Source organism: Solirhodobacter olei (assembly GCF_004010155.1).
GTDB lineage: Bacteria > Pseudomonadota > Alphaproteobacteria > Rhodobacterales > Rhodobacteraceae > Solirhodobacter > Solirhodobacter olei.
In genome coordinates this window covers 90,573-111,244 of the sequence record NZ_RRYH01000024.1, presented here as the reverse complement: position 1 = coordinate 111,244, position 20,672 = coordinate 90,573, and the positions used below count along the sequence as shown (strand labels likewise).

At 68.8% G+C, this 20,672-nt stretch carries 16 protein-coding genes and 1 tRNA gene; 11 read left to right on the top strand and 6 right to left on the bottom strand.

Going from position 1 to position 20,672, the window contains the following annotated elements; translation table 11 throughout:
• Positions 1–302 precede the first annotated feature (302 nt).
• The 8 genes from EIP85_RS16805 (at position 303) to EIP85_RS16770 (ending at position 11,757) form a co-directional block, all read left to right on the top strand.
• The gene (locus tag EIP85_RS16805) at positions 303–2,090 is read left to right on the top strand and encodes an ABC transporter transmembrane domain-containing protein (protein ID WP_127903377.1); all 1,788 of its coding nucleotides are present in this window, start codon (positions 303–305) and stop codon (positions 2,088–2,090) included.
• 94 nt (positions 2,091–2,184) lie between these two features.
• Positions 2,185–3,471 carry a glycosyltransferase family 87 protein gene (locus EIP85_RS16800; RefSeq protein ID WP_164871768.1) on the top strand — a complete coding sequence of 429 codons (1,287 nt, stop codon included), beginning with the start codon at positions 2,185–2,187 and terminating at the stop codon, positions 3,469–3,471.
• Between the two features lie 195 nt (positions 3,472–3,666).
• Positions 3,667–4,086 (top strand): IS200/IS605 family transposase, encoded by a 420-nt coding sequence (tnpA, locus tag EIP85_RS16795; protein WP_127903375.1) that lies wholly within the window; start codon positions 3,667–3,669, stop codon positions 4,084–4,086.
• A gap of 285 nt (positions 4,087–4,371) precedes the next feature.
• The gene (locus EIP85_RS16790; protein WP_127903374.1) at positions 4,372–7,794 is read left to right on the top strand and encodes a PAS domain S-box protein; all 3,423 of its coding nucleotides are present in this window, start codon (positions 4,372–4,374) and stop codon (positions 7,792–7,794) included.
• Positions 7,795–8,193: 399 nt separating this feature from the next.
• Positions 8,194–8,895: a 7-cyano-7-deazaguanine synthase QueC gene (queC, locus tag EIP85_RS16785; protein WP_127903373.1), complete on the top strand. Its 702-nt coding sequence runs from the start codon at positions 8,194–8,196 to the stop codon at positions 8,893–8,895.
• Positions 8,895–9,248 (top strand): 6-pyruvoyl trahydropterin synthase family protein, encoded by a 354-nt coding sequence (locus tag EIP85_RS16780; protein ID WP_127903372.1) that lies wholly within the window; start codon positions 8,895–8,897, stop codon positions 9,246–9,248. The genes queC and EIP85_RS16780 overlap by 1 nt, the downstream gene beginning before the upstream one ends.
• Positions 9,245–9,952 carry a 7-carboxy-7-deazaguanine synthase QueE gene (gene queE, locus EIP85_RS16775; protein ID WP_127903371.1) on the top strand — a complete coding sequence of 236 codons (708 nt, stop codon included), beginning with the start codon at positions 9,245–9,247 and terminating at the stop codon, positions 9,950–9,952. The genes EIP85_RS16780 and queE overlap by 4 nt, the downstream gene beginning before the upstream one ends.
• 227 nt (positions 9,953–10,179) lie before the next feature.
• A complete protein-coding gene (locus EIP85_RS16770) occupies positions 10,180–11,757 on the top strand; it encodes an ATP-binding protein (RefSeq protein WP_127903370.1) in 1,578 nt (525 codons plus the stop codon).
• A gap of 332 nt (positions 11,758–12,089) precedes the next feature.
• On the opposite strand, the gene EIP85_RS16765 is transcribed toward EIP85_RS16770, so the two are convergent.
• The 6 genes from EIP85_RS16765 to EIP85_RS16740 form a co-directional block, all read right to left on the bottom strand.
• Positions 12,090–12,164 (bottom strand) — tRNA-Gln (locus EIP85_RS16765).
• Between the two features lie 135 nt (positions 12,165–12,299).
• Positions 12,300–13,796 carry a phosphomannomutase/phosphoglucomutase gene (locus tag EIP85_RS16760; protein ID WP_127903369.1) on the bottom strand — a complete coding sequence of 499 codons (1,497 nt, stop codon included), beginning with the start codon at positions 13,794–13,796 and terminating at the stop codon, positions 12,300–12,302.
• Positions 13,797–13,860: 64 nt separating this feature from the next.
• Positions 13,861–14,694 carry a 3-deoxy-8-phosphooctulonate synthase gene (gene kdsA, locus EIP85_RS16755; RefSeq protein WP_127903368.1) on the bottom strand — a complete coding sequence of 278 codons (834 nt, stop codon included), beginning with the start codon at positions 14,692–14,694 and terminating at the stop codon, positions 13,861–13,863.
• Between the two features lie 9 nt (positions 14,695–14,703).
• On the bottom strand, positions 14,704–16,329 hold the full coding sequence (locus tag EIP85_RS16750; RefSeq protein ID WP_127903367.1) for a KpsE/RkpR family capsule polysaccharide export protein: 1,626 nt from the start codon (positions 16,327–16,329) through the stop codon (positions 14,704–14,706).
• Positions 16,313–16,966 (bottom strand): ABC transporter ATP-binding protein, encoded by a 654-nt coding sequence (locus EIP85_RS16745; RefSeq protein ID WP_127903366.1) that lies wholly within the window; start codon positions 16,964–16,966, stop codon positions 16,313–16,315. Before EIP85_RS16745 ends, EIP85_RS16750 begins: the two co-directional genes overlap by 17 nt.
• A gap of 131 nt (positions 16,967–17,097) precedes the next feature.
• Positions 17,098–18,423 (bottom strand): Na+/H+ antiporter NhaA, encoded by a 1,326-nt coding sequence (locus EIP85_RS16740; RefSeq protein WP_127903365.1) that lies wholly within the window; start codon positions 18,421–18,423, stop codon positions 17,098–17,100.
• 118 nt (positions 18,424–18,541) lie between these two features.
• Between EIP85_RS16740 and EIP85_RS16735 the strand changes: the two genes are divergently transcribed.
• The 3 genes from EIP85_RS16735 (at position 18,542) to rplM (ending at position 20,671) form a co-directional block, all read left to right on the top strand.
• Positions 18,542–19,165, top strand: coding sequence for a uracil-DNA glycosylase family protein (locus EIP85_RS16735; RefSeq protein ID WP_127903364.1), 624 nt, complete (start codon positions 18,542–18,544; stop codon positions 19,163–19,165).
• Positions 19,162–19,956: an SseB family protein gene (locus EIP85_RS16730; RefSeq protein ID WP_127903363.1), complete on the top strand. Its 795-nt coding sequence runs from the start codon at positions 19,162–19,164 to the stop codon at positions 19,954–19,956. Before EIP85_RS16735 ends, EIP85_RS16730 begins: the two co-directional genes overlap by 4 nt.
• A 250-nt stretch (positions 19,957–20,206) precedes the next feature.
• The gene (gene rplM / locus EIP85_RS16725; protein WP_127903362.1) at positions 20,207–20,671 is read left to right on the top strand and encodes a 50S ribosomal protein L13; all 465 of its coding nucleotides are present in this window, start codon (positions 20,207–20,209) and stop codon (positions 20,669–20,671) included.
• Position 20,672: the final 1 nt, after the last annotated feature.

Below are 20,672 nucleotides of genomic sequence, written 5' to 3'. Positions count from 1 at the left end.
AAAATATTGTTTTAAAAGAAAAAGTTTTCATTTGAGCGCTTGTCTTCCAAGCTGAATACGTGGGTTCGATTCCCATCACCCGCTCCAACTTCCTGACGGATCGAGACAAGCGCGCATGGTGCCTGAGCTTCGAGGCGCAAGGCGCTCTTTTGGCTGTGGAAATGGGGTCCTGAACGGATGCTCGCCGGCCCCGGCCGACCCCTGTGGGGTCGCCGCGGGGCCGGCAGGACCCGAGCCGGCGCGGCGGGGTTGGCTTGCCGGGGGCGCCGGGGCAGCTTAAGGCGCTGGAAAGCGGAGGGGCCATGGCACGCGGACCGCAGATTCTGGAGAAGCGCGACAGCTCGAGGCGGATCGGATCGCTGGGCGGGCTCTGGCCCTTCGTGCGGCCCTATCGGCTGATGGCTCTCGCCGCGCTCGCGGCGCTCGTGCTGACTGCCGCGCTCTCGCTGATCCTGCCGATCGCGGTGCGCCGGGTCGTCGACACGTTCAACGGCGTCGATGCGCATCTTCTGAACGCCTACTTCGGTGCGGCGCTGGGGATCGCCACGCTGCTCGCGCTTGGCACCGGCACGCGCTACTACCTCGTCACGAGGCTGGGCGAGCGTGTGGTGGCCGACATCCGCCGCGCGCTCTTCGACCGGGTGATCGGGCTCTCTCCCGCCTTCTTCGAGAAGATCCTCACCGGCGAGGTGCTGAGCCGGCTGACCACCGATACGACGCTGATCCTGTCGGTCATCGGCTCTTCACTTTCGATCGCGCTCCGCAATGTCCTGATGATGGTCGGCGGGCTGGGGCTAATGCTCTACACCTCGGTGAAGCTCACCGGGCTGGTGCTGCTGATCGTACCCGCCGTGGTGGTGCCGATCATCGTGCTGGGCCGCAAGCTGCGCCGGCTCAGCCGGGAGAACCAGGAGTGGATCGCCGCCTCCTCCGGCCGGGCGTCGGAGGCGCTCCTGGCGGCGCAGACGGTGCAGGCGTTCACTCATGAGGCCGAGAGCCGCGAGGCCTTCGGCGAGGTGACGGAAAAGGCCTTCCGCGCGGCACGGGCGCGGATCGGGGCGCGGGCGGTGATGTCGGCGATCGTGATATTTCTCGTCTTCACCGGGATCGTGGGCGTCCTCTGGATCGGCGCGCGCGACGTTCGCGCCGGGGAGATGAGCGCGGGGGCGCTGATCCAGTTCGTGATCTATTCGGTGCTGGTCGCCGGCGCCGTCGCGGCGCTTTCTGAGATCGTGGGCGAGTTGCAGCGTGCCGCCGGCGCGACCGAGCGGCTGGTCGAGCTTCTGGGCGCCGAGGACAGCGTGACCGACCCGGCCCGCCCGGTGCCGCTGCCGCGCCCGGCGCGCGGGGCGGTGGCCTTCGAGGGCGTGGGCTTCCGCTACCCGACCCGGCCCGGGGTCTCGGCGCTCGACGGGGTGAACCTGGCCGTCGCGCCGGGAGAGACGGTGGCGCTCGTCGGGCCCTCGGGGGCGGGCAAGACCACGATGATACAGCTTCTGCAGCGGTTCTACGATCCGGCCGAGGGGCGCGTTACGATCGACGGGATCGACCTTCGCGACATGGCGCGCGGCGATTTCCGCCGGGCGATCGCGCTGGTGCCGCAGGATCCGGTGATCTTCGCCGCCTCGGCGCGCGAGAACATCCGCTTCGGCCGCCCGGAGGCCTCGGACGCAGAGGTCGAGGCGGCGGCGCGCGCGGCGGCGGCGCATGGGTTCCTGAGCGCGCTGCCCGACGGCTACGACAGTTTCGTCGGCGAGCGCGGCGTGATGCTTTCGGGCGGGCAGAAGCAGCGCATCGCCATCGCCCGGGCGATCCTGCGCGATGCGCCGATCCTGCTTCTGGACGAGGCGACCTCGGCGCTCGACGCGGAGAGCGAGCGGCTGGTGCAGGAGGCGGTGGAGCGGCTGAGCGCCAGCCGGACGACGCTGATCGTGGCGCACCGACTTGCCACCGTGAAGAAGGCCGACCGCATCGTCGTCTTCGAGGCGGGGCGGATCGTCGATCAGGGCCGGCACGAGGACCTGGTCGCGGGGGGCGGGCTCTATGCCCGGCTGGCGCGGCTGCAGTTCACCGACGGGGCCGCCTCGTAATAGACCCGAAGCGCCGCGGATTGTTCCGAGCTTCGCCGGGAAATGGCCATCTTTTGCCGGCATTGTTGCGCAAACGGGGCTGGTGGAGGCTGGAATGGAGACCGGATCGGTGATGCGGGCATCGGGCGAGGGTGCGGAGGCGGCCCCGCCGCGGCGCCCGCGGTCCTTCGTGGAATGGCGGGATCAGTTGATCTCGGCCTTCGGGCCGGCTTCGGTGCTTCTGCTGGCCTATCCGGTCTACGAGATGCTGCAGAAGATCCTGACCTCCACCACAGAGCCGGTGATGGATTTCCAGATCTTCCACAAGGTTGGCGAGCTGATCTGGCAGGGCCGGCTTGCCACGGCCTATGACATCAAGGCCTTCTCACAGATCCAGGCCGTCGCGACCGACAGCCCTCATGTCTTCGCGCCTTGGGCCTATCCGCCGCAGTTCGACCTGGTCGCGGCGCTGCTGGGGCTGGGGCCGATGGCGCCGAGCTATCTTCTGTTCGTCGGGTTGGGGCTGGGCGGGTTCTTGTGGCTGCTCACCCGGCTCGGGCCGGCTCGGGCCGGTTGGGCATTTCTCTTCGCCTACCCCGCGGTGATGGTGAATGCCGCCGCCGGGCAGAACGGTTTCATCACGGCGATCCTTGCCGGGCTCTTCGCGATCGGCTTCCTGAAGCGCGACGCGCGGGCTGGGATTGCGCTGGGCCTTCTGGTCATCAAGCCACATCTGGCGGTGGGGCTGCTGGCGCTGGTCCTGTTCCGGCGGCGCTACGACATGCTGGGCTGGGCGGTAGTGAGCGCGGTGGCAAGCGGGCTTCTGGCGACGCTGGCCTTCGGGCCGGAGATCTGGCCGGTCTTTCTGCACGGGGCGGCGGAAACGAGCCATGCGCTGAAAGAGGGGCTCTTTCCGCTTTACCGCATGACCTCCACCTACGCGGCGCTGACCACGCTGGGGGTTCCGGCGGATGCTGCACTGACGGTGCAGGCGGCCCTTGCGCTGGTGGTGATCGTGACGCTCTACCGGCTGACCCGGGCGAGCCTTCCGGAGGAGGCGCTTCTGGGCCTCGCGCTGATCGCCTCGCTTCTGGTCAGCCCCTATGTCTATGACTACGACATGCCGCTTTACGCTCTGGCCATGGCGCTGCTGGCACCGCGGCTGGCGGCGCGGCTGGGGCGGGTCGAGACCGTCCTGATCTTCGCGGCGGGCTGGACGGCCTGCAGCTGGGGGGTGGTGGAAAATACCATGTTGCAGGCGGGGGGACAGACGGCGACCGTCGATCCCGCGCACCCGCATCTGTCGGTCGCGGGGCTGGTCTTCCCGCTGCTCGCCGCGCTGATCCTGCGTATTGCCATGCGCCCGGAGCCGGCCGCGACGGCCGCACCGCTTCGCGCTTAACGGGGCTGGGAACGGTGTTCAGGTTCCGAAATTGCATGTTTACTTGTGATTTTTTCCTCCATAGGTTGATTTTCCGGCAACCGGATACAAACCACCGGCTTCCAGCCGGTCCGCTTCAGCGTGAATCCGGATGACCTTCCCTCCCGGTTTTGAAGCCCCCGAAGGGGTAAGGCTTCAAAACCGGGAGGGAAGGTCATGGCTTATTCTACTGGCGGGCATACCCGATTTTATCACCGTTATCATGTCGTGTTCTGCACCAAGTATCGCTACAAGGTGCTCGATGGCGAGCTGCGGGAGCGGATCCGCGAGATCATCCGCCAGGCCTGCGCCGAGATGGGCGTGCATATCGTCAAGGGCGTGCTGGCCCGGGACCATGTGCACATGTTCCTGTCGGTGCCACCGAACCGGTCGATCTCGGATGTGATGCGGACGATCAAGGGGCGATCGTCCCATAAGGTCCAGCGCGAGTTTCCGGAGATCCGTAGGCGGTACTGGGGCAGACGGTTCTGGGCCCGGGGGTATTTCTCGACCACCTCGGGCAACGTGACCGACGACATCATACTTCAGTATTTGGAGCTGCATGGGCAGCACAAACCTACCGGCGCCAGCCGGTAGTGGTTTAGTGGCAAACCGGTCGCCCCCTCGCCGTCGGGCAAGGCCGGGGGCCGACCGGTGAGTGCGAGTGGACCGTTCTCGGTCAAAGACAAGGACCGGCCGCAAGGCCAGCACTGAGGAAGAGCAAACGACGCCTCCCGAGTGTGTACATCGCGCAGCGTATGCGCGACCCGAACCTAGTTTCGGGAGGGGTACTGGTAACTTTTACCGTTTTCTCAGGTTTCACGAGTCAGTTGTGCGAGTTCGGTGTGCTGCTCTCGGGATGGGGCGTGGAAGGGAAACGTCATGCAGGCCGGCCCGTCTCAGGCCGTGCGGCTCGCGCGCGGAATATTTCTTCTGGCACTCGCCTACGCGGCGGCGGGCTGGCTCGGCCGGCTTCTGAGCGCGCCGGTCGATGGCGTGGGCGCCGCGCTGATCTGGCCGGCGGCCGGGATCGCCGTGGCGGCCCTTCTGTTTCATGGCCGCAGGCTCTGGCCCGGGGTGCCGCTGGGCATGCTGCTGCTTTATGCGCTGTCCCTGCACGGGCTGTTGCCGGGAATTTCCGAAGGGGCCGGGCTGGGACTGACGGCGGGCGGGATGCTGGCCCTGGCCCTGGGAGCGACGCTGCAGCCGCTGATCGCGGTTGCGCTGGTGCGGCGGCGGCGGGCCGATCCCTTGGCGCTGCGGGGCTGGGCTGACATCGGGTGGATCCTGCTGTCGGCCGGGCCCGTGGCCACGCTGCTGGCCGCGCTGGTGGCGTTTCCGGCACTGGTGCTGGCCGGCGGGATGGGGGGCGGGCAGGCGGCGGGCGCGGGCCTTTCCCTGCTTCTCGGCTTCGGCCTTGACTGGTGGCTGGGTAATACACTGGGCGTGGTGTTAATGCTGCCGGTGGCGGCGCTCTTTCCGACCCGGCCGGCCGGCAGCCTGCGCTGGAGGGGGCGACGGGTGGCTCGGGCCAACCTCGGGTCCAGCCTCATCGCGCTGGTGGGCGTGCTTATCGCGGTCTTCCTCAGCATCGGGATCGGCCATGTCGTCACCGGCCAGCGCGAGGATCTGTTCGGCCTTGCCGCCGATCACGCGCAGGTCGGCCTACAGCGGCGGATGCGGGCGATGTCGGACATCCTCGACACCACCACCCATGCGCTGGAGCTTGGCAATGGGGTGGACGCGGTTGCGGCTCAGAAGATCCTCGACGGGCTCGACGCCCACGCCCTGTCGCGTGCCGATGCGATCGGGGTGATCGCGCCGGGCAAGGGCGGGTCGCTCACGACAGTGGCCGAGCGCCGCTTCGGGGGCGCCCCGGGGCTGGCGGGCCGCGATCTGGCCGCCATGCCGGGGATTGCGGCTGCTGCGATGGAGGCCGCGGCGAGCGGACGGGCGACGATCAGCACCGGCTTCCGGCTGCCGGGCGGCGCCTCGTCAGCCGTGGCGGCGCGCGGGGTGCGCTGGCATGTGCTGCTTCAGCCGATCTACAGCGATCACCGATCCATCGCGACGCGTGAGGACCGGCTTGCCGCCCTCGACGGCTGGTCCTTCCTGCTGCTCGACGCGCAGCGCAGCTTCGGTCTTGGCCGGCCTGCCGGCACGTTGACCGGCCAGCTGCAAATCGTCGCCAACCGCGGCGCGGTGCCGGACGAGCAGGTGATCGGCCTCGACCGGCCGACTGGGCCGCAGTTCAGCACCGATCGCAGCTTCACGCTGTTCCAGAGGCTGTGGGTCCTGCGCCTTGAGAGCACGCCAACCTTCGAGGCGCTGACCCGCAGCTACGAGCCGCAGATCGCGCTTCTGGCCGGAATCGTGCTGAGCATCCTTCTTTCTGCGCTGGTCACCGTGCTTTACGAGCGTGAACGCGCGGTCCGCGCCAAGGTGGTGGAGCGGACCCGGCAGCTGGCGATCGAAAGCCGCAAGTTGCAGACGATCATCGAAAGCGCCTCGGTCGGGATCCTGTTCCTGAACGCCCGGTCGGAGGTGATTTTCGCCAACAATTCCGCCCCGCGGAAGTTCGGCCGCGATGGCGAGGCGCTGGTCGGCATGAGCCTGGGCCAGCTGATGCCGGACCTGTGGCGCGAGCATGCACTCGATGCCGAGGCATTGCGGCACGGGCGGTTGAAGACCGGCCCGATCGCGGTCACGACGCCGCTCGGCGCCAAGCGCTGGCTGGAGTGCCGGGCGACCTCTTACACCGACGAGCACGACGAGGAGGTGAGCGTCCTCATCCTCACCGATGTCACCGAGATGCATAACGGCGTGCTGGACCTGCAGGCGGCCGAGCGGCGCTGGAACCTCGCGCTCGACGGAAGCCAGATCGGGGTCTACGAGCTCGACCTCGCCACCAACCGGCTGTTCGCCTCCGAGGCCTGGCTCAGGCTGGCGGGCTTCGGGCCGGAGGCGGAGGTGGACGCCCAGGCCGAATGGCTGGCGCGGGTGCATCCCGACGACATGCCGGCGATCCAGGCGGGGGACCAAGAGTGCTTTGCCGGGCGGACAGACGGTGTGACGGTGGAGTACCGCTTCCGGCTGGTCGACGGGCGCTGGCGCTGGATGCGATCGGACGCCAAGGTGGTCGCCCGCGACGCCGATGGCCGGGCGCAGCGGCTTCTGGGTACGATGACCGACGTGACGCCGCTGAGGGAGGCGCTGGAGCAGGCCGAGTACCGCGAGGCGGAGATGCGCGAGCTGATCGCCAACACGCCGGTGGCGATGGCCGTCTTCGACTTGCGGGGCAAGTTCGAGATCGTCAACGACGCCTTCTGTGCCTACACAGGCTTCGACCGCGAGACCTTGCTGGACCCGGGGCTGGACGCAGCTCCGGTGGCGGCCGAGGTTCTTGCCGACCGTGAGGCGCTGGGCCGGCTGATGTCGGGCGAGATCCTCTCTCACGTCGAGCGCAGGAGCTATGTCGCCCCCGACGGAACGGAGCGCTTCGGCCTGCTCACCACGGGGATCCTGCGCGACAGCCGGGGCGGGCCGCCGCGCTTCGTCGGCCAGATCGTCGACGTGACCGAGCAGGAACGCCTGATCCGGATGCGGGCCGATTTCGTGGCCACGGTGAGCCACGAGCTGCGCACGCCGCTGACCTCGATCACCGGGGCGGTGAAGCTGATCATGGGCACCATGGCCTCGACGCTGCCGGAGCGGACCGGGCGGCTGCTGGCGGTCGCCTCGCAGAACTGCGACCGGCTGGGCCGGCTGGTGGACGATCTGCTCGACATGCAGCGCTTCTCCTCGGGCCAGATGGACCTGGCGCTGTCGGCGCAGGACGTGTCCCCGCTGGTCGAGCAGAGCCTGGCCGAGGTCCGGCCGGTCGCCGACCGCTTCCGCGTCAGCTTCGCGCCGATCGAGGGGGCGGAAGAGGCGCTGGCGGTGCTGGACCGGTTTCGCTTCAAGCAGGTGATGGGCCATCTTCTGTCGAACGCCGCCAAGTTCTCCGACCCGGAGACCGAGGTGGTGACGCGGGTCGAATGCGACGGCGGCGCGGTGACGATCTCGGTCACCAACACCGGCCCCGGCATCCCGGCGGATTTCGGAGAGCGGGTCTTCGAGCCGTTCAGCCAGGTCGCCGAGGTTTCCACCCGCAGCCGGGAGGGCAGCGGGCTGGGCCTGTCGATCTCCAAGGAGATCGTGGAGCGGATGGACGGCCAGATCGGCTTCCGCTCCACGCCGGGCGGCACCACGACCTTCTGGCTGCGCTTTCCCAGGGCGAGGCCCGACGAGCGCGACGCGGCCTGAGGGGGCAGGGCCCGGCGTCACCGCCAGCGCGCTTCGGCCCGAAACAGCGGGCGAAGCCCGCCGGGCCAGCGCCCGTCCGCCCCCGAGGGCGGGCGCTATTGGTGAGTCTGCCGCCCCGACGAATTCAAGGGGGCGATTAAACCATAAACGGACAGACCTTAGCCGCCGCTAGCGCCCGCCCGCGGACGGGCCCCGTCCCTCTTCCCCGCGTAGGGCGCGCATTCATTGCGCACCGTTCACCGCCCCACCCGCGGACGGGCGCTGGCCCTCCTCCGCGCGCGCTGGCGGGGCGTTGACCATTCCCCTCGGCGCCTGCTAGAAGCCCGCGTCGTTCGCGGCATGTCCGTTTCTCTACCTCCCGGTCGCAGCCCACCCGGGGTATCAAAACAAGGGATCAAAATGAAAACCATCGTGATCTGCTCCGGCGGATTGGATTCAGTTTCGCTCGCCCATGTGGTCGCCGCGGAACACGAACTGACCCGCCTCGTCTCCTTCGACTATGGCCAGCGGCACAAGAAGGAGCTCGACTACGCCGCCCGCGCGGCGGCCCGCCTCGGCGTGCCGCACGACCTGATCGACATGCGCCCGATCGGCGCGGCGTTGACCGGCTCCGCCCTGACCGACGACATCGACGTCCCCGACGGCCACTATGCCGAGGAGACGATGCGCATCACGGTCGTGCCGAACCGCAACGCCATCATGCTGGCCATCGCCTTCGGCGTTGCGGCCGCGAATGGCGATCAGGCCGTGGCTACCGCCGTCCACGGCGGCGACCATTTCATCTATCCCGACTGCCGCCCCGCGTTCACCGAGGCGTTCGAGGCGATGCAGAAGGCCGCGCTCGACGGCTATGCGGACGTGCGCCTCTACACCCCCTTCGTGCACCGCACCAAGGCCGACATCGTCACCGCCGGCGCGAAATACGCCACGCCCTTTGCCGAAACGTGGTCCTGCTACAAGGGCGGCGCGCATCACTGCGGGCGCTGCGGCACCTGCGTCGAGCGGCGTGAGGCCTTCCACCTCGCCGGGGTTGAAGATCCGACCATCTACGAAGACCCAGAGTTCTGGCGCGCCGCCGTGGCCGGGCGGGCGGACGGCTGATGTACCGCATCACCAAGGAGTTCCACTTCTCCGCCTCTCACCAGCTCGACCATCTGCCAGAGGATCACCCCTGCGCGCGGCTTCACGGCCATAACTACGTGGTGGTGGTGGAACTCGCGGCGGAGGACCTCGACGCCGACGGTTTCGTGCGCGACTACCGCGCGCTGGCGCCGCTGAAGGAGTATATCGACACCCGCTTCGACCATCGCCACCTGAACGATGTGATCGAGGGGCCGGCAACGGCGGAGCGGCTGGCGAAGCATTTCTTCGACTGGTGCCACGCGCGCTGGCCCGAGACCGCTGCCGCGCGCGTCAGCGAGACGCTCAAGACCTGGGCGGAGTACCGGCCGTGACGCTGCGCATCGCCGAGATCTTCGGGCCGACGATCCAGGGCGAGGGCGCGCTGATCGGCGAGACCACGGTCTTCATCCGCGCCGGCGGCTGCGATTACCGCTGCAGCTGGTGCGACAGCCTCCACGCCGTCGACAGCGCCTATCGCCACACCTGGGCGCCGATGGAGCCGGCGGCGGTCTGGGCCGAGGTGCGCCGCCTCTCCGGCGGGGTGCCGCTGACCGTCTCGATCTCCGGCGGGAACCCCGCGATCCAGGACTTTGCGCCGGTGACCGCGGCGGGCCGGGCCGAGGGCTATCGCTTCGCCTGCGAGACCCAGGGCTCCGTCGCTCGGCCCTGGTTCGCCGATCTCGACACGCTGGTATTGTCGCCGAAGCCGCCGTCGTCGGGCGAGACGGTCGACTGGGAGGCCTTCGCGGCCTGCGTCGACGCGGGGCGGGGCGCCGGGCGGGTGGTCATGAAGATCGTCATCTTCGACGAGGCGGACCTTGCCTGGGCGAAGGCCGCCGCCGCGCGCCATCCGGAGCTTCCGCTCTACCTGCAGCCCGGCAACCCCGAGGTCGACCCGGATCTTCCGGTCGACCCGCAGCGGCTGGCCGACCGGATGCTCTGGCTGGTCGAGCGCACGGCGGGCGCGGGATGGTTCGCACCGCGCATCCTGCCGCAGCTGCATGTCCTGATCTGGGGCAACAAGCGCGGCGTCTGAGCGCCGCGCCGGCCTTCGGCCTGGCTTCTCTCCGAACATCCCTGGCTGTTCCCACTTCTGGGTTGTCAAAGCCCCAAAATCGCTCAATCTCCGCGAGCAGATGAAGTCCGTCAAATTTTTGGCACAATTCGGCGCAAGTTTTCGTTCCATGCGTCCCGCCGCCGCCTCAAAGCCGGGGGCGGGGCTGCGAAGGCCAAGTGTAATTTGTTCTGGACCTTTGGACCCGTATGTTCGACGTGAGTTTCAGCGGCTCTTCATTTCTGACTCTGCTGGCCTTGTTTCTGGCCGCCATGGCGGCCGCTTCGGCCTTGAGCGTGCTGGCCACGTTGCAGCTTTCCGCCCGCAAGCGGCGGCGGGCGCAGGCCCGAACCGCGGCCGAGGACCATGCCCCGCGCGATCACGAACTGCTTTGGAAGGCGCTCGACGCGCATGTGATGGTGAATGTCGCCGATGCGGCCGGGCAGACCGTTTCCGTCAACGACAGTTTCGTCACCCAGACCGGATATCCGCGCGAGGAGGTGCTGGGCCGCGAGCTGCGGACCTTCCTCTTCGCACCGGGGACAACGGCCAGGCCCGACGTCGTGGAAGGGATCCGACGGGAGGGCAAATGGACGGGCGAGACACATATCGTCCGCCGTGACGGCAGCCGGTTCTGGACCCGTACCACCATCGTCGGCGACTGCGATGCCTCGGGGGCGCTTCGGCGCACGGTCTCGGTGCGCACCGACATCACCCAGGCCAAGGTCCTGCAGGAGGCCGCGCAGAAGAAACGGCTGCTGGAACGGCTTTGCGAGGAGGTCTATGTCGTCGATGCCGAGACATTCGAGGTCAGCTACCTCAACCAGAGCGCGCTGACCCATCTCGGCTGGAGCGGCAAGGATTACGCCGGCCGAACCCTGACCGAAGTCAACCCGAAGGTCGACGAGGCCGCCCTGCGGACCCGGCTCGCCGGGCTGCGCGAGGGCACGGCCGAGGGCCTTTCCTACGAGTCGATCGAGGACGGCCGCGCCGTGGAGGTAAGCCTGCAGCTCGACCGGTCCTTCGACAACCGAGAGAGTTTCATCGCGGTGGTTCGCGACATAACCGCCCGCAGGCAGGCGGAGGCCGCGCGGGCGGCCTTCGTCTCTACCGTCAGCCACGAGTTGCGGGCGCCGCTGACCTCGGTGCTGGGGGCGCTGAAGCTTCTGACCGCGGGCGCGCTCGGCGAAATCGCCGAGAAGCCGGCCGAGGTGCTGGGCATCGCCGTGCGCAACGTGCAGCGGCTGGTGGTGACGATCAACGACCTGTTGGACCTGGAGAAATTCGAGGCCGGCAAGATGGATATGCCGCTGGAGCCGACGGATCTTGCCGCGGTGGTGGAGGAGGCTGTCGCCTGCAACGCGAGCTATGCCGCCGAGCTGGACGTGACGCTGCGCGTGATCGGGCTGGAGGGCCGGCCGGTGGTCCCGGGCAATCGCGACCGGCTGATCCAGGTGCTCAACAACCTGCTGTCGAATGCCGCCAAGTTCTCGCGCCCCGGGCAGGCGGTGGAGGTCGAGCTGCGCTCGGCCGGGGGGGCGGCGCGGATCATCGTGCGCGACCGTGGCATCGGCATCCCCGAAGAGTTCCAGTCCCGCCTTTTCGAGCGTTTCGCCCAGGCCGGCGGGGGAGGCGGTCGGCCCACTGGCTCAGGCCTCGGGCTTTCGATAGCAAAGGTGATCGTAGAGGGGCACGGCGGGCGGATCAGCTTCACCAGCAAGCCCGGCGAGGGCACCAGCTTCTACGTGGAGCTGCCGCGTATCGGCGAGCTGGAAGACGCCGCCTGAGCTGGCGCCCGGCGGCGGGAGTTGGCCGGATCCGCAGGCTGGAGCGGGGAAAGGGGACCTCGCAGATAGAGACGCGCGACGATAGGTTCCCGGAAGAAGGGCGTTTGCCGGCGAGGTCCCTGCGGGGAATGACGCCGGATCTGGCGGTCAGCCTTCCGGGGCCAAAGTGCGACGGCCGGATCGCGGCCGGGGCAGGGCCTGCGAGTGAGCGAGAGCCGTGGGCCGGCGACGGGGCTGTGTCACGGCCTGCGTCGCAGTCCTCGTGGACTGTCGTACAGTCGCGCCCAAGCGAAGGGCGGCGGCCCTTGTTTCATTGGCTTTCTAGGAAAGGATGGCTGGGGCGGTAGGATTCGAACCTACGGTACACGGTACCAAAAACCGTTGCCTTACCACTTGGCCACGCCCCAACTTGCGCGGTGTTTAGCGAAGCCGGTTGACGGCTGCAAGAGGCTTTCGGGCGGTTTTGCCGGTTCCTTCGTTCCGCGCCGGAACCGCGGCCGGGGCGGGCGCGAAACCCGCCCGCAAACCGCCCCGGGCCTTGTTCAGAAGCTCTGGTCGTAGGCGCCGACGAGCGGGTCCTGCCGGATCACCGCATCGATGTCCGCGAAGATCGCACGCAGTTCGGCCTCGCTTTCCGGGCTTTCGCAGACCACCACCAGATTCGGCGTGTTGGAGGAGGCGCGCACCAGCGCCCAGGCGCCGTTCTCCAGCATCACGCGGGCGCCGTTGACGGTGATGATCTCGGAGATTGCGCGGTCGCCGAGCCGCGCGCCCTCGGCCTGCATGTCGGCGAGCCGGGCCATGATCCGCTCCAGCACGTTGTATTTCTCGGTGTCCGGGCAGTGGGGCGAGAGGGTGGGCATCGACCAGGTCTTCGGCAGCGCCTTCTTCAGGTCGGAGAAGCTGCGCCCCGGATTGCGGTCCATCAGCTTCACCAACTCCACCGCGACGCGCATGCCGCAGTCGTAGCCACGGCCGATCGGCGGGGCGATGAAGTAATGGCCGGATTTCTCGAAGCCCGCCAGCGCGCCCAGCTCATGCACCCGGCGCTTCATATAGCTGTGGCCGGTCTTGTAGTAATCGGCCTTGCAGCCGGCGGCCAGAAGCTCGGGATCCGAGGCGAAAAGGCCGGTCGACTTCACATCGGCCACGAAGGTCGCACCCGGGTAGAGCTTGGCGAGGTCGCGGGCGAGGATAACGCCGACCTTGTCGGCGAAGATCTCCTCGCCCTCGTCGTCGACGACGCCACAACGGTCGCCGTCCCCGTCGAAGCCGAGCGCGATATCGGCTTTCGAGGCTGCCACGGCATGGGCCATGTCATGCAGCATCTCGAGCGCTTCGGGGTTCGGGTTGTAGTTCGGGAAGGTGTAGTCGAGCTCGGTATGCAGCGCCACGACCTCGCAGCCGATGCGTTCGAGGATCTCGGGGGCGAAGGCGCCGGCGGTGCCGTTGCCGGTGGCGCAGACCACCTTCAGCGGGCGCGACAGGCGGAAGTCGCCGCAGAGATCGTCGATATAGGCCTCGCGCACGCCTTCGGCCCGGGTCAGGCTGCCGCCGGGGGCGGGCTGGCCGCGGCCCTGAAGCACGATGTCGCGCAGCTCGGCCATCTCCTCGGGCCCGTGGGTGAGGGGCGGCGTGAAGCCCATCTTCACCCCGGTCCAGCCGTTGGGGTTATGCGAGGCGGTGACCATGGCCACGGCGCCGATCCCCAGGTACTCGCGCGCGAAATAGGCCATGGGCGAGAGGCAGGTGCCGACGTCGGTCACCCGGATCCCGGCCTGCATCAGTCCGAGAATCAGGGCGTTCTTCACCGAGAGCGAGTAGTCGCGGTAGTCGTTGCCGACGACGATCTCCGGCGGTTGGTCCTTGGAGCGCAGCTGGGTGCCGAGGCCGAGGCCGAGGGCCTGGATGCCGGGCAGGTTGATCTCCTGCGGGTAGCGCCAGCGGGCGTCGTATTCGCGAAAGCCTGTGGGCGCGATCATCGCGTCGTTCAGGAATTCCCAGGTGTTCGGGGTGACGGTCGGGTTCGGGGCGGTCATCACACACTCTCTTTCCTTTGGCGGTCTGAACCTCGGCCTCCGGCCCTGCGGCCGGATGGCGGGATCAGAGCCGGATCGGGTTGGATTTCGCCAGCCGGTCGAAGGCCATCAGGCTTTCGAGTAGCGCCGGCATGTCGGCAAGGCGGATCATGTTCGGCCCGTCGGAGGGAGCGTGGTCCGGATCCTCGTGGGTCTCGATGAAGACCCCAGCGATGCCGAGCGAGACGGCGGCCCGGGCCATCACCGGGGCGAAGCGCCGGTCGCCACCCGAGGACCCGCCAAGGCCGCCGGGCTGCGCGACCGCATGGGTGGCGTCCATGATCACTGGATAGCCCGTCTGGGCCATCCGGGGCAGGCCGCGCATGTCGGCGACCAGCGTGTTGTAGCCGAAGGAGGTGCCGCGCTCGGTCAGCAGGATTCGTTCGTTGCCGGTGGAGGCGACCTTCTCGGCGACGTTGTCCATGTCCCACGGAGCAAGGAACTGGCCCTTCTTGATGTTCACCGCGGCGCCGGTCTCGCCCGCGGCGATCAGAAGGTCCGTCTGGCGGCAGAGGAAGGCCGGGATCTGCAGCATGTCGACGGCCGCGGCCACCTCGGCGCAATGGCCGGGCTCATGCACATCGGTCACGACCGGCACGCCGAAGGCCTTGCGGATTCCGTCGAGCACGGCGAGGCCGGCCTCCCGGCCGAGCCCGCGCTTGCCACTGAGCGAGGATCGGTTGGCCTTGTCGTAGCTCGCCTTGAAGATGTAGCCCGCACCCACCTTGGCGCAGGCCTCCTTCATCACGCCCGCGATCATTTGGGCGTGGTCCGCGCTCTCGAGCTGGCACGGACCGGCGATCACCGTCAGGGGCAGGTCATTGCCGGTGCGGACCCCTGCGATCTCTACTGTCTTCATTGGTAATCCTCAGCCAGATACCTGTTCCCGAAGGATCGATGCGGTCATCGACAGCATCAGGTATAGACCGGCGAAGACGAGGAAGGCCACCAGCGTATTCTGGAATGCGCGGGGAGATGTCGGCTCGTCCGGCGCGACCGGAGACACGCCGACCGAGAAATACCGTGTCTGCTGGTTGGCGGCGATGCGGGCCGTCTCCAGCGCCTGAAGCGACTGGCTGAGCATCACCTGGCGCGTCTTCACCTCCGCCTCGGCGGCGAGGATCTGGCTGTTGACCTGCGCAAGCGAGGCGCCTTCGCCATCGTTGGAGGTGAGCCTGGCGCGCAGGCCCGCCACCCGGCCCTCGATGAGGCGGATCCGCTCGCGCAGCGGGCCGACCCGGGCGGGCGAGGGCGTGGGCTGCGACAGGATCTGCTGCAGGTCGAGCCGGTCGCGGTTCAGCTCGGCGTTGAGCGCGCTGATCTGGCTGGTCAGCAGCGTCACCTCGACGTCGCCGGACATGACCTTGTATTTCTGCTGCAGCGCGACGACGCGGGCATTTGCCTGGGCCAGCTTCCGCTCCGCTTTCTCGTAGCTCTGCCGGGCGCCGGCCATCTGGTCGTCGCGCATCTTCTGGGTCATCTGGTCGACCTGTTCCTGCGCGTAGCCGATCAGCGCCTTTGCGAATTCCACCGATTTCCGCGGGTCGGGGGTGGAAACCTGCAGGCGGATGATCCCCTCGCTCGGGTCGTAGCCCACCTGCACGTCGCGCTGGTAGAGCCGGTAGGCGGCCTCGAGCGATGCACCGGGCGGAAGACGCTGGAGCGGGTCGATTTTCGGGTTCTCGAACAGGCGGACGAAGCCATGGTCGCGGTCCAGCCGCGCCAGCGCGTCGCGGGATTGCAGGTAGGCCTGGGCGTTGATCGAATCCTGCGAGGAGGCGAAGCCGGTGCCGGCGAAGAGCCCGGCCATGGGCGAGGCGCTGGCCTGCCGTGCCTTGTTGATCACGAAGGCCGCCTGCACGCCGTAGAAGGGCGTTGCGATATGGCCGTAATAGAGGCCGGCAAGCGCGGTCGGAAGCAGCACGAAGGCGCCGAGCCGGGCCCAGAGCCGGGTCGTCCGCCGGCGTCTGCGGCGGGCGAGGTCGGCCTGGATCGCCATGATGTCGCGCAGCCGCGCCGCTTCGGCCGCGCCCTCCGCCGGGGCGGGCGCGGGGGCGGTGCGCCGGGTCTGCGGCAGCTTGCCGGCCGGATCGTCGGCGGCAGCGGGCAGGGTGGGCTCGGGCACCACCAGCTCCAGCATGTTGGCGCGCTCGAACGGGTCGATCCCCTGCCGGCGCAGCAGCCGCACCGCGTCGAAATCCGAGGTGGCGGCGATGCCGTGACGTTGGGCCACGCGGCGCGCGGTGCGAAGCTGCCGGCCTGTCAGCCCCTCGCGGCGGATCTCGGCGATCTCGGCGTCGAGCGCGGCCTCGCGGGCGGATTTCACCTCTCCGGTCCTGGCCCGTGCGGGGGCGTCCGGCACGGCTGCGCCGAACCCGTCATCCGGCGCGGCGGGTGCGAAATGGCTGTCCGTGCCGCCGGCCGGCCGCGCGGTGGCCTCGGCGAACGGGGTGGGGCGGATGCGGAACCTCCTGGCCCTAGGCTTGGTAGTCATAAAGTGCCTTCGCCTCTTCCAGACTGTCGAACAGGTAGAACTTTCCATCGCGCAGCACCGCTGCGCGGCTGCAGAATTTCTCGATCGTGGAGGCCTGGTGCGAGACGATCACCACCGTCGAGCGCTTCAGCCGCTCGCGCAGGATGCCGCCGGCGCGGCGGTTGAATCCGACATCGGTGGTCGAGGGCATGCCCTCGTCGATCAGGTAGATGTCGAATTCCAGCGCGAGCAGCAGCGAAAAGGAGAAGCGCGCGCGCATCCCGGAGGAATAGGTGCCCACGGCCATGTCGAAATATTCCCCGATCCCGCAGACGTAGCGGCAGAAGGCCTCGACGTAATCGGGGTCGAGCCCGTAGAGCCGGGCGATGTAGCGGGCATTCTCGGTCCCGGTGTGCCTGCCGATCACGCCGCCCATGAAACCGAGCGGGAAGGAGATCCGCGCGCTGCGCCTGATCCGCCCCTCGTCGGGCTTTTCCAGCCCCGCCATCATGTTGATCAGCGTGGTCTTGCCGGTGCCGTTCGGCGCGAGAACGCCGAGAGAGCGGCCGGGCTCCACCCGGAAGGACGCGCGGTCGAGGATGACCTTGCGCTGTCGTCCCGTCCAGAAGGATTTGGAAACGTCTTGGAACTCGATCATGGGCCTAACCCGGGCAGCAAGGCCCCCGGGTTCCGGCCTAGAGAGTGTTGGTTAACAAAGCGTTAACATGTCCCGGCGGCCCGGCCGTGCGCCGCGCGCCGAGGGTCGGCCAAAGGGCCCGTCCGGAGGGGTCAGCCTGGGTCGGCGTCCGGATGGGCGGGCGGCTGGGCGGCCGGGCGGGTCTCCGGCGGCGTCCCGGCCCCGGATCGTGAGGGCGACAGGGCGCGGGCGAGGCGCAGCGCCAGCGGGGCCAGGAGCACGCTGAGGATCAGCCCCAGCCGTGCGCTGTCCTGAAACGTGCCGTCGGGCAGGCTGGCGGAGACGGAGAAGAGCGGCACGGCCAGCCCTGCGGCGGCGGCGGCGCCGACGGTGGCGAGGTCGCCCCGGCTCATCCCAGCCGGCAGCGGGCGCGACAGAACGGCGGTCGAAAGCCAGCCGCCGAGAAGGAACCCCAGCGGCTTGCCGACGAGCAGCGCAAGGGCGATCAGCAGGCTTAGTTCGTCGATAGCCGATATCGGCGCGCCGGCATGGGTGAGCGCGAACAGGAACAGCCCCGCGGTCACCGGCCAGACCAGAAGCTGCGCAATGCGGTTCAGCATGTCGTGGAGCCGCGTCTCCACCGCGGCGAAGACGCCGAAGGCGCGGTCGGTGTGCGGGATCGCCGGGACGATCGGCAGGAGCCCGAGCGCCGGCATCAGCCCGGCCTGCTGCATCCCGTACCAGGAAAGCGCGCCGGCCAGCGCATAGGGCCAAATCGACAGGCGGTGCCGCACGAAGCCCGAGGCCGGCGCCAGCGGGCTGCCCTGGTCGAGCCGCTGCGGCAGCCAGTTGAACAGAAGCCAGGTCCCCAGGCTCGCGGTTAGCGGCAGCAGCAGCCAGGCCGGATGCAGCCCGCCCTCCGGGAAGGCCAGACCCGAGACAAGCAGCGCCAGGATGTCGTCGGCGATGGAGACCAGCAGCAGGAAGCGCAGCGCCGGGTGCCCGGACCCGAGGATGGAGCGCGCAATGACATAGGACAGCGTCACGTCGCCCGCCAGGACGATCGGCCAGCCGGCGAAAGGCGCGGGCAGGGCAGGATCGGCGATGAAGCCCGACAGGCCCGCGTAGATCAGCGCGGGCACCGCCGCGCCGATCGCCGCGGTCACCAGCGGCGCCACCGCCTTGCTGCCGCGGAGCGCGCCGTTTCTCAGCACCAGCGCCTCCCAGAACTCCTTACCGAGGTACAGGAAGAACAGCGCCATCAACGCATCGCCCGTAAGGTAGGCCATGGTCAGCGTGCGGCCGAAGGGAAACAGCGCATCGGGATTGGTATAGCCGATCAGGGAATGGTCGCTCAGGAGCAGCTCGACGAAATCGGAATAGCCTTCGGGCGCGACATTGGCCCAGATCGTGGCCAGGAGGGCCCCCGCGGCCAGGCTCAGCGCAAAGCGGGTCAGGTAGTTCGAGACGCGGTACATCGGGCCCTCGGGCTTGGATCCGGCCCCTCCGGCTTAGCCGAGACGCTGCGGCGCGGCAACTGCAGGGAAAGGCGGCGGGCCATTGCCGCGCCCGGGTGTGGCACCGTAAGCTCCCTCCATGTCCGAAACGCCCGTTTCTCCGGCGGAACGGCTCGCCGGAGAGATCCGCGCCTGCCGCCTCTGCGCCCAACGCTTCGCTGCAACCGCGACGGCGCATGAGCCGCGCCCGGTGGTCTGGTTCCGCCCCTCCGCGCGTATCCTGATCGCGGGCCAAGCGCCGGGTCTGCGCGTGCACGAGGCCGGACGGCCCTTCGCCGATCCCTCGGGCACGCGGCTCAGGGCCTGGCTGGGGATGGACGAGGCCACTTTCTACGACCGCGACCGGGTTGCCGTGGTGCCGATGGCCTTCTGTTTTCCCGGCTATGACGCCAGGGGCGCCGACCTGCCGCCGCCGCCCATCTGCGCGCAAAGCTGGCACGCCCGGGTGATGGCGGCCTTGCCGGACCTGCGGCTGCGGGTGCTGGTCGGCGGGCATGCGCTCGATTGGCATATCGGCGCCAAGGGGGTGACACAGACCGTCGCCCGCTGGCGGGAGGTCATGGCAAGTGGTGCGCCGCTCACCATCCCCTTGCCGCATCCCTCCTGGCGGAATACGGCATGGCTCAAGCGGCATCCCTGGTTCGAGACGGAGCTTGTCCCCGTCCTGCAGGCCGAGGTGCGCCGGGCATTGGAGGCAGAATGAGCGAAGAAACGGACCTCGACGCCGCGCATCGCGCGATGGAGGCGGCGCCCGAAGACGGGGCGGCGCGGCTGGCCTTCTACGCAAGGCTTTGCGACAGCGAGGTCTTCCTGCTGCTCGAACGCGAGGCGGAGGGCGAGGACCTCTCGCCCCGTGTCTTCGATCTGGCTGAGGGGCCGGTGGTCCTCGCCTTCGACCAGGAGGAGCGGCTGGCCGAGTTCGCGGGCGCTCCCGCGCCCTATGCCGCGCTGCCGGGGCGGGTTCTGGCTGGGCTTCTGGCCGGGCAGGGGATCGGACTCGGGGTGAACCTCGAGGTCGCGCCCTCCTCGGTGCTCCTGCCCGCGGACGCGGTGGACTGGCTGGCGCAGATGGTTTCCGCCGGGCCCGAGGTGGTGGCGGAGCGGCCGGTCGAGGTGGGTCCGCCCGCCGGTCTGCCCGCAGCGCTCAGGGGCGCGCTGGAGCGGGCCCTGTCGCGCTCGGCGGGGCTGGCGCAGGCGGCCTGGCTTGCGGCGGTGGTCTACGAGGGCGGGCGGCAGGGCCATGTCCTCGCCTTCGAGGCGGCGGCCGAGGGGGCGGAGGCGGCGCTGGCGCGGGCGGCCTCGGAGGCACTGGCCTTCTCCGGTGTCGAAGCGGGCGGCATCGACGTGATGTTCCTCGCGGCCGGGGATCCGGTTCTGGCCCGGCTGGCGCGGGTGGGCGAGCGGTTCGACCTCGCGCCCCGGGCCGAGCCAGAGACCGCACGGGGCCCGAAGCCGCCGGGGATGGACCCGAAGCGGCCGCCCATCCTGCGGTGAAAAGGACCTGGGCCCGGCGGTGCTGCGCACCGCTGTTTCGGGCCGGGGGAGGGCCGACGGGACGATTCCGGACCGCTCTCAGGGCCGATACTGGCACGTTATGTGGGGTATTATTATACCGTAATTATAAACCATTGATTTTTATTGACTAAATTAAACTCACCGCCCTTGACTGGCGCGCGCAATTGCTTAGAACACCGCAATCCGCGGCCGGGCTCCTCCCGGGCGCCCCAGATACCACGGGACCGAGATGAAGACCTTTACCGCTACCCCGGCGGATATCGAGAAGAAATGGATCCTGATCGACGCCGAGGGCGTCGTTCTGGGCCGTCTCGCCTCGATCGTCGCCATGCGCCTGCGCGGCAAGCACAAGCCGTCGTTCACGCCCCATATGGACATGGGCGACAACGTCATCGTCATCAACGCCGACAAGGTGCAGATGACCGGCGCCAAGCGCGATGACAAGAAATACTACTGGCACACCGGCTATCCGGGCGGCATCAAGCACCGCACGGCCCGGCAGATCCTTGAGGGCGCCCATCCGGAGCGCGTGATCGAGAAGGCCGTGCAGCGCATGCTGCCGGGCGGCAAGCTCTCGCGCCAGCAGATGACCAATCTGCGCATCTACGCGGGCAACGAGCATCCGCACGAGGCGCAATCGCCGGAAGTGCTGGATCTCAAGGTCCTGAACCCGAAGAACACCCGGAGCGCGTGAG

Excerpts from the sequence above, each read along its gene's own strand:
- queC (WP_127903373.1), top strand. The coding sequence starts at position 8,194 with ATGAAAACCATCGTGATCTGCTCCGGCGGATTGGATTCAGTTTCGCTC.
- kdsA (WP_127903368.1), bottom strand. The coding sequence starts at position 14,694 with ATGAAGACAGTAGAGATCGCAGGGGTCCGCACCGGCAATGACCTGCCC.
- EIP85_RS16730 (WP_127903363.1), top strand. The coding sequence starts at position 19,162 with ATGAGCGAAGAAACGGACCTCGACGCCGCGCATCGCGCGATGGAGGCG.
- EIP85_RS16745 (WP_127903366.1), bottom strand. The coding sequence starts at position 16,966 with ATGATCGAGTTCCAAGACGTTTCCAAATCCTTCTGGACGGGACGACAG.
- EIP85_RS16780 (WP_127903372.1), top strand. The coding sequence starts at position 8,895 with ATGTACCGCATCACCAAGGAGTTCCACTTCTCCGCCTCTCACCAGCTC.
- EIP85_RS16790 (WP_127903374.1), top strand. The coding sequence starts at position 4,372 with ATGCAGGCCGGCCCGTCTCAGGCCGTGCGGCTCGCGCGCGGAATATTT.
- EIP85_RS16800 (WP_164871768.1), top strand. The coding sequence starts at position 2,185 with ATGGAGACCGGATCGGTGATGCGGGCATCGGGCGAGGGTGCGGAGGCG.
- EIP85_RS16750 (WP_127903367.1), bottom strand. The coding sequence starts at position 16,329 with ATGACTACCAAGCCTAGGGCCAGGAGGTTCCGCATCCGCCCCACCCCG.
- EIP85_RS16740 (WP_127903365.1), bottom strand. The coding sequence starts at position 18,423 with ATGTACCGCGTCTCGAACTACCTGACCCGCTTTGCGCTGAGCCTGGCC.
- rplM (WP_127903362.1), top strand. The coding sequence starts at position 20,207 with ATGAAGACCTTTACCGCTACCCCGGCGGATATCGAGAAGAAATGGATC.
- EIP85_RS16760 (WP_127903369.1), bottom strand. The coding sequence starts at position 13,796 with ATGACCGCCCCGAACCCGACCGTCACCCCGAACACCTGGGAATTCCTG.
- tnpA (WP_127903375.1), top strand. The coding sequence starts at position 3,667 with ATGGCTTATTCTACTGGCGGGCATACCCGATTTTATCACCGTTATCAT.
- EIP85_RS16770 (WP_127903370.1), top strand. The coding sequence starts at position 10,180 with ATGTTCGACGTGAGTTTCAGCGGCTCTTCATTTCTGACTCTGCTGGCC.
- EIP85_RS16805 (WP_127903377.1), top strand. The coding sequence starts at position 303 with ATGGCACGCGGACCGCAGATTCTGGAGAAGCGCGACAGCTCGAGGCGG.
- EIP85_RS16735 (WP_127903364.1), top strand. The coding sequence starts at position 18,542 with ATGTCCGAAACGCCCGTTTCTCCGGCGGAACGGCTCGCCGGAGAGATC.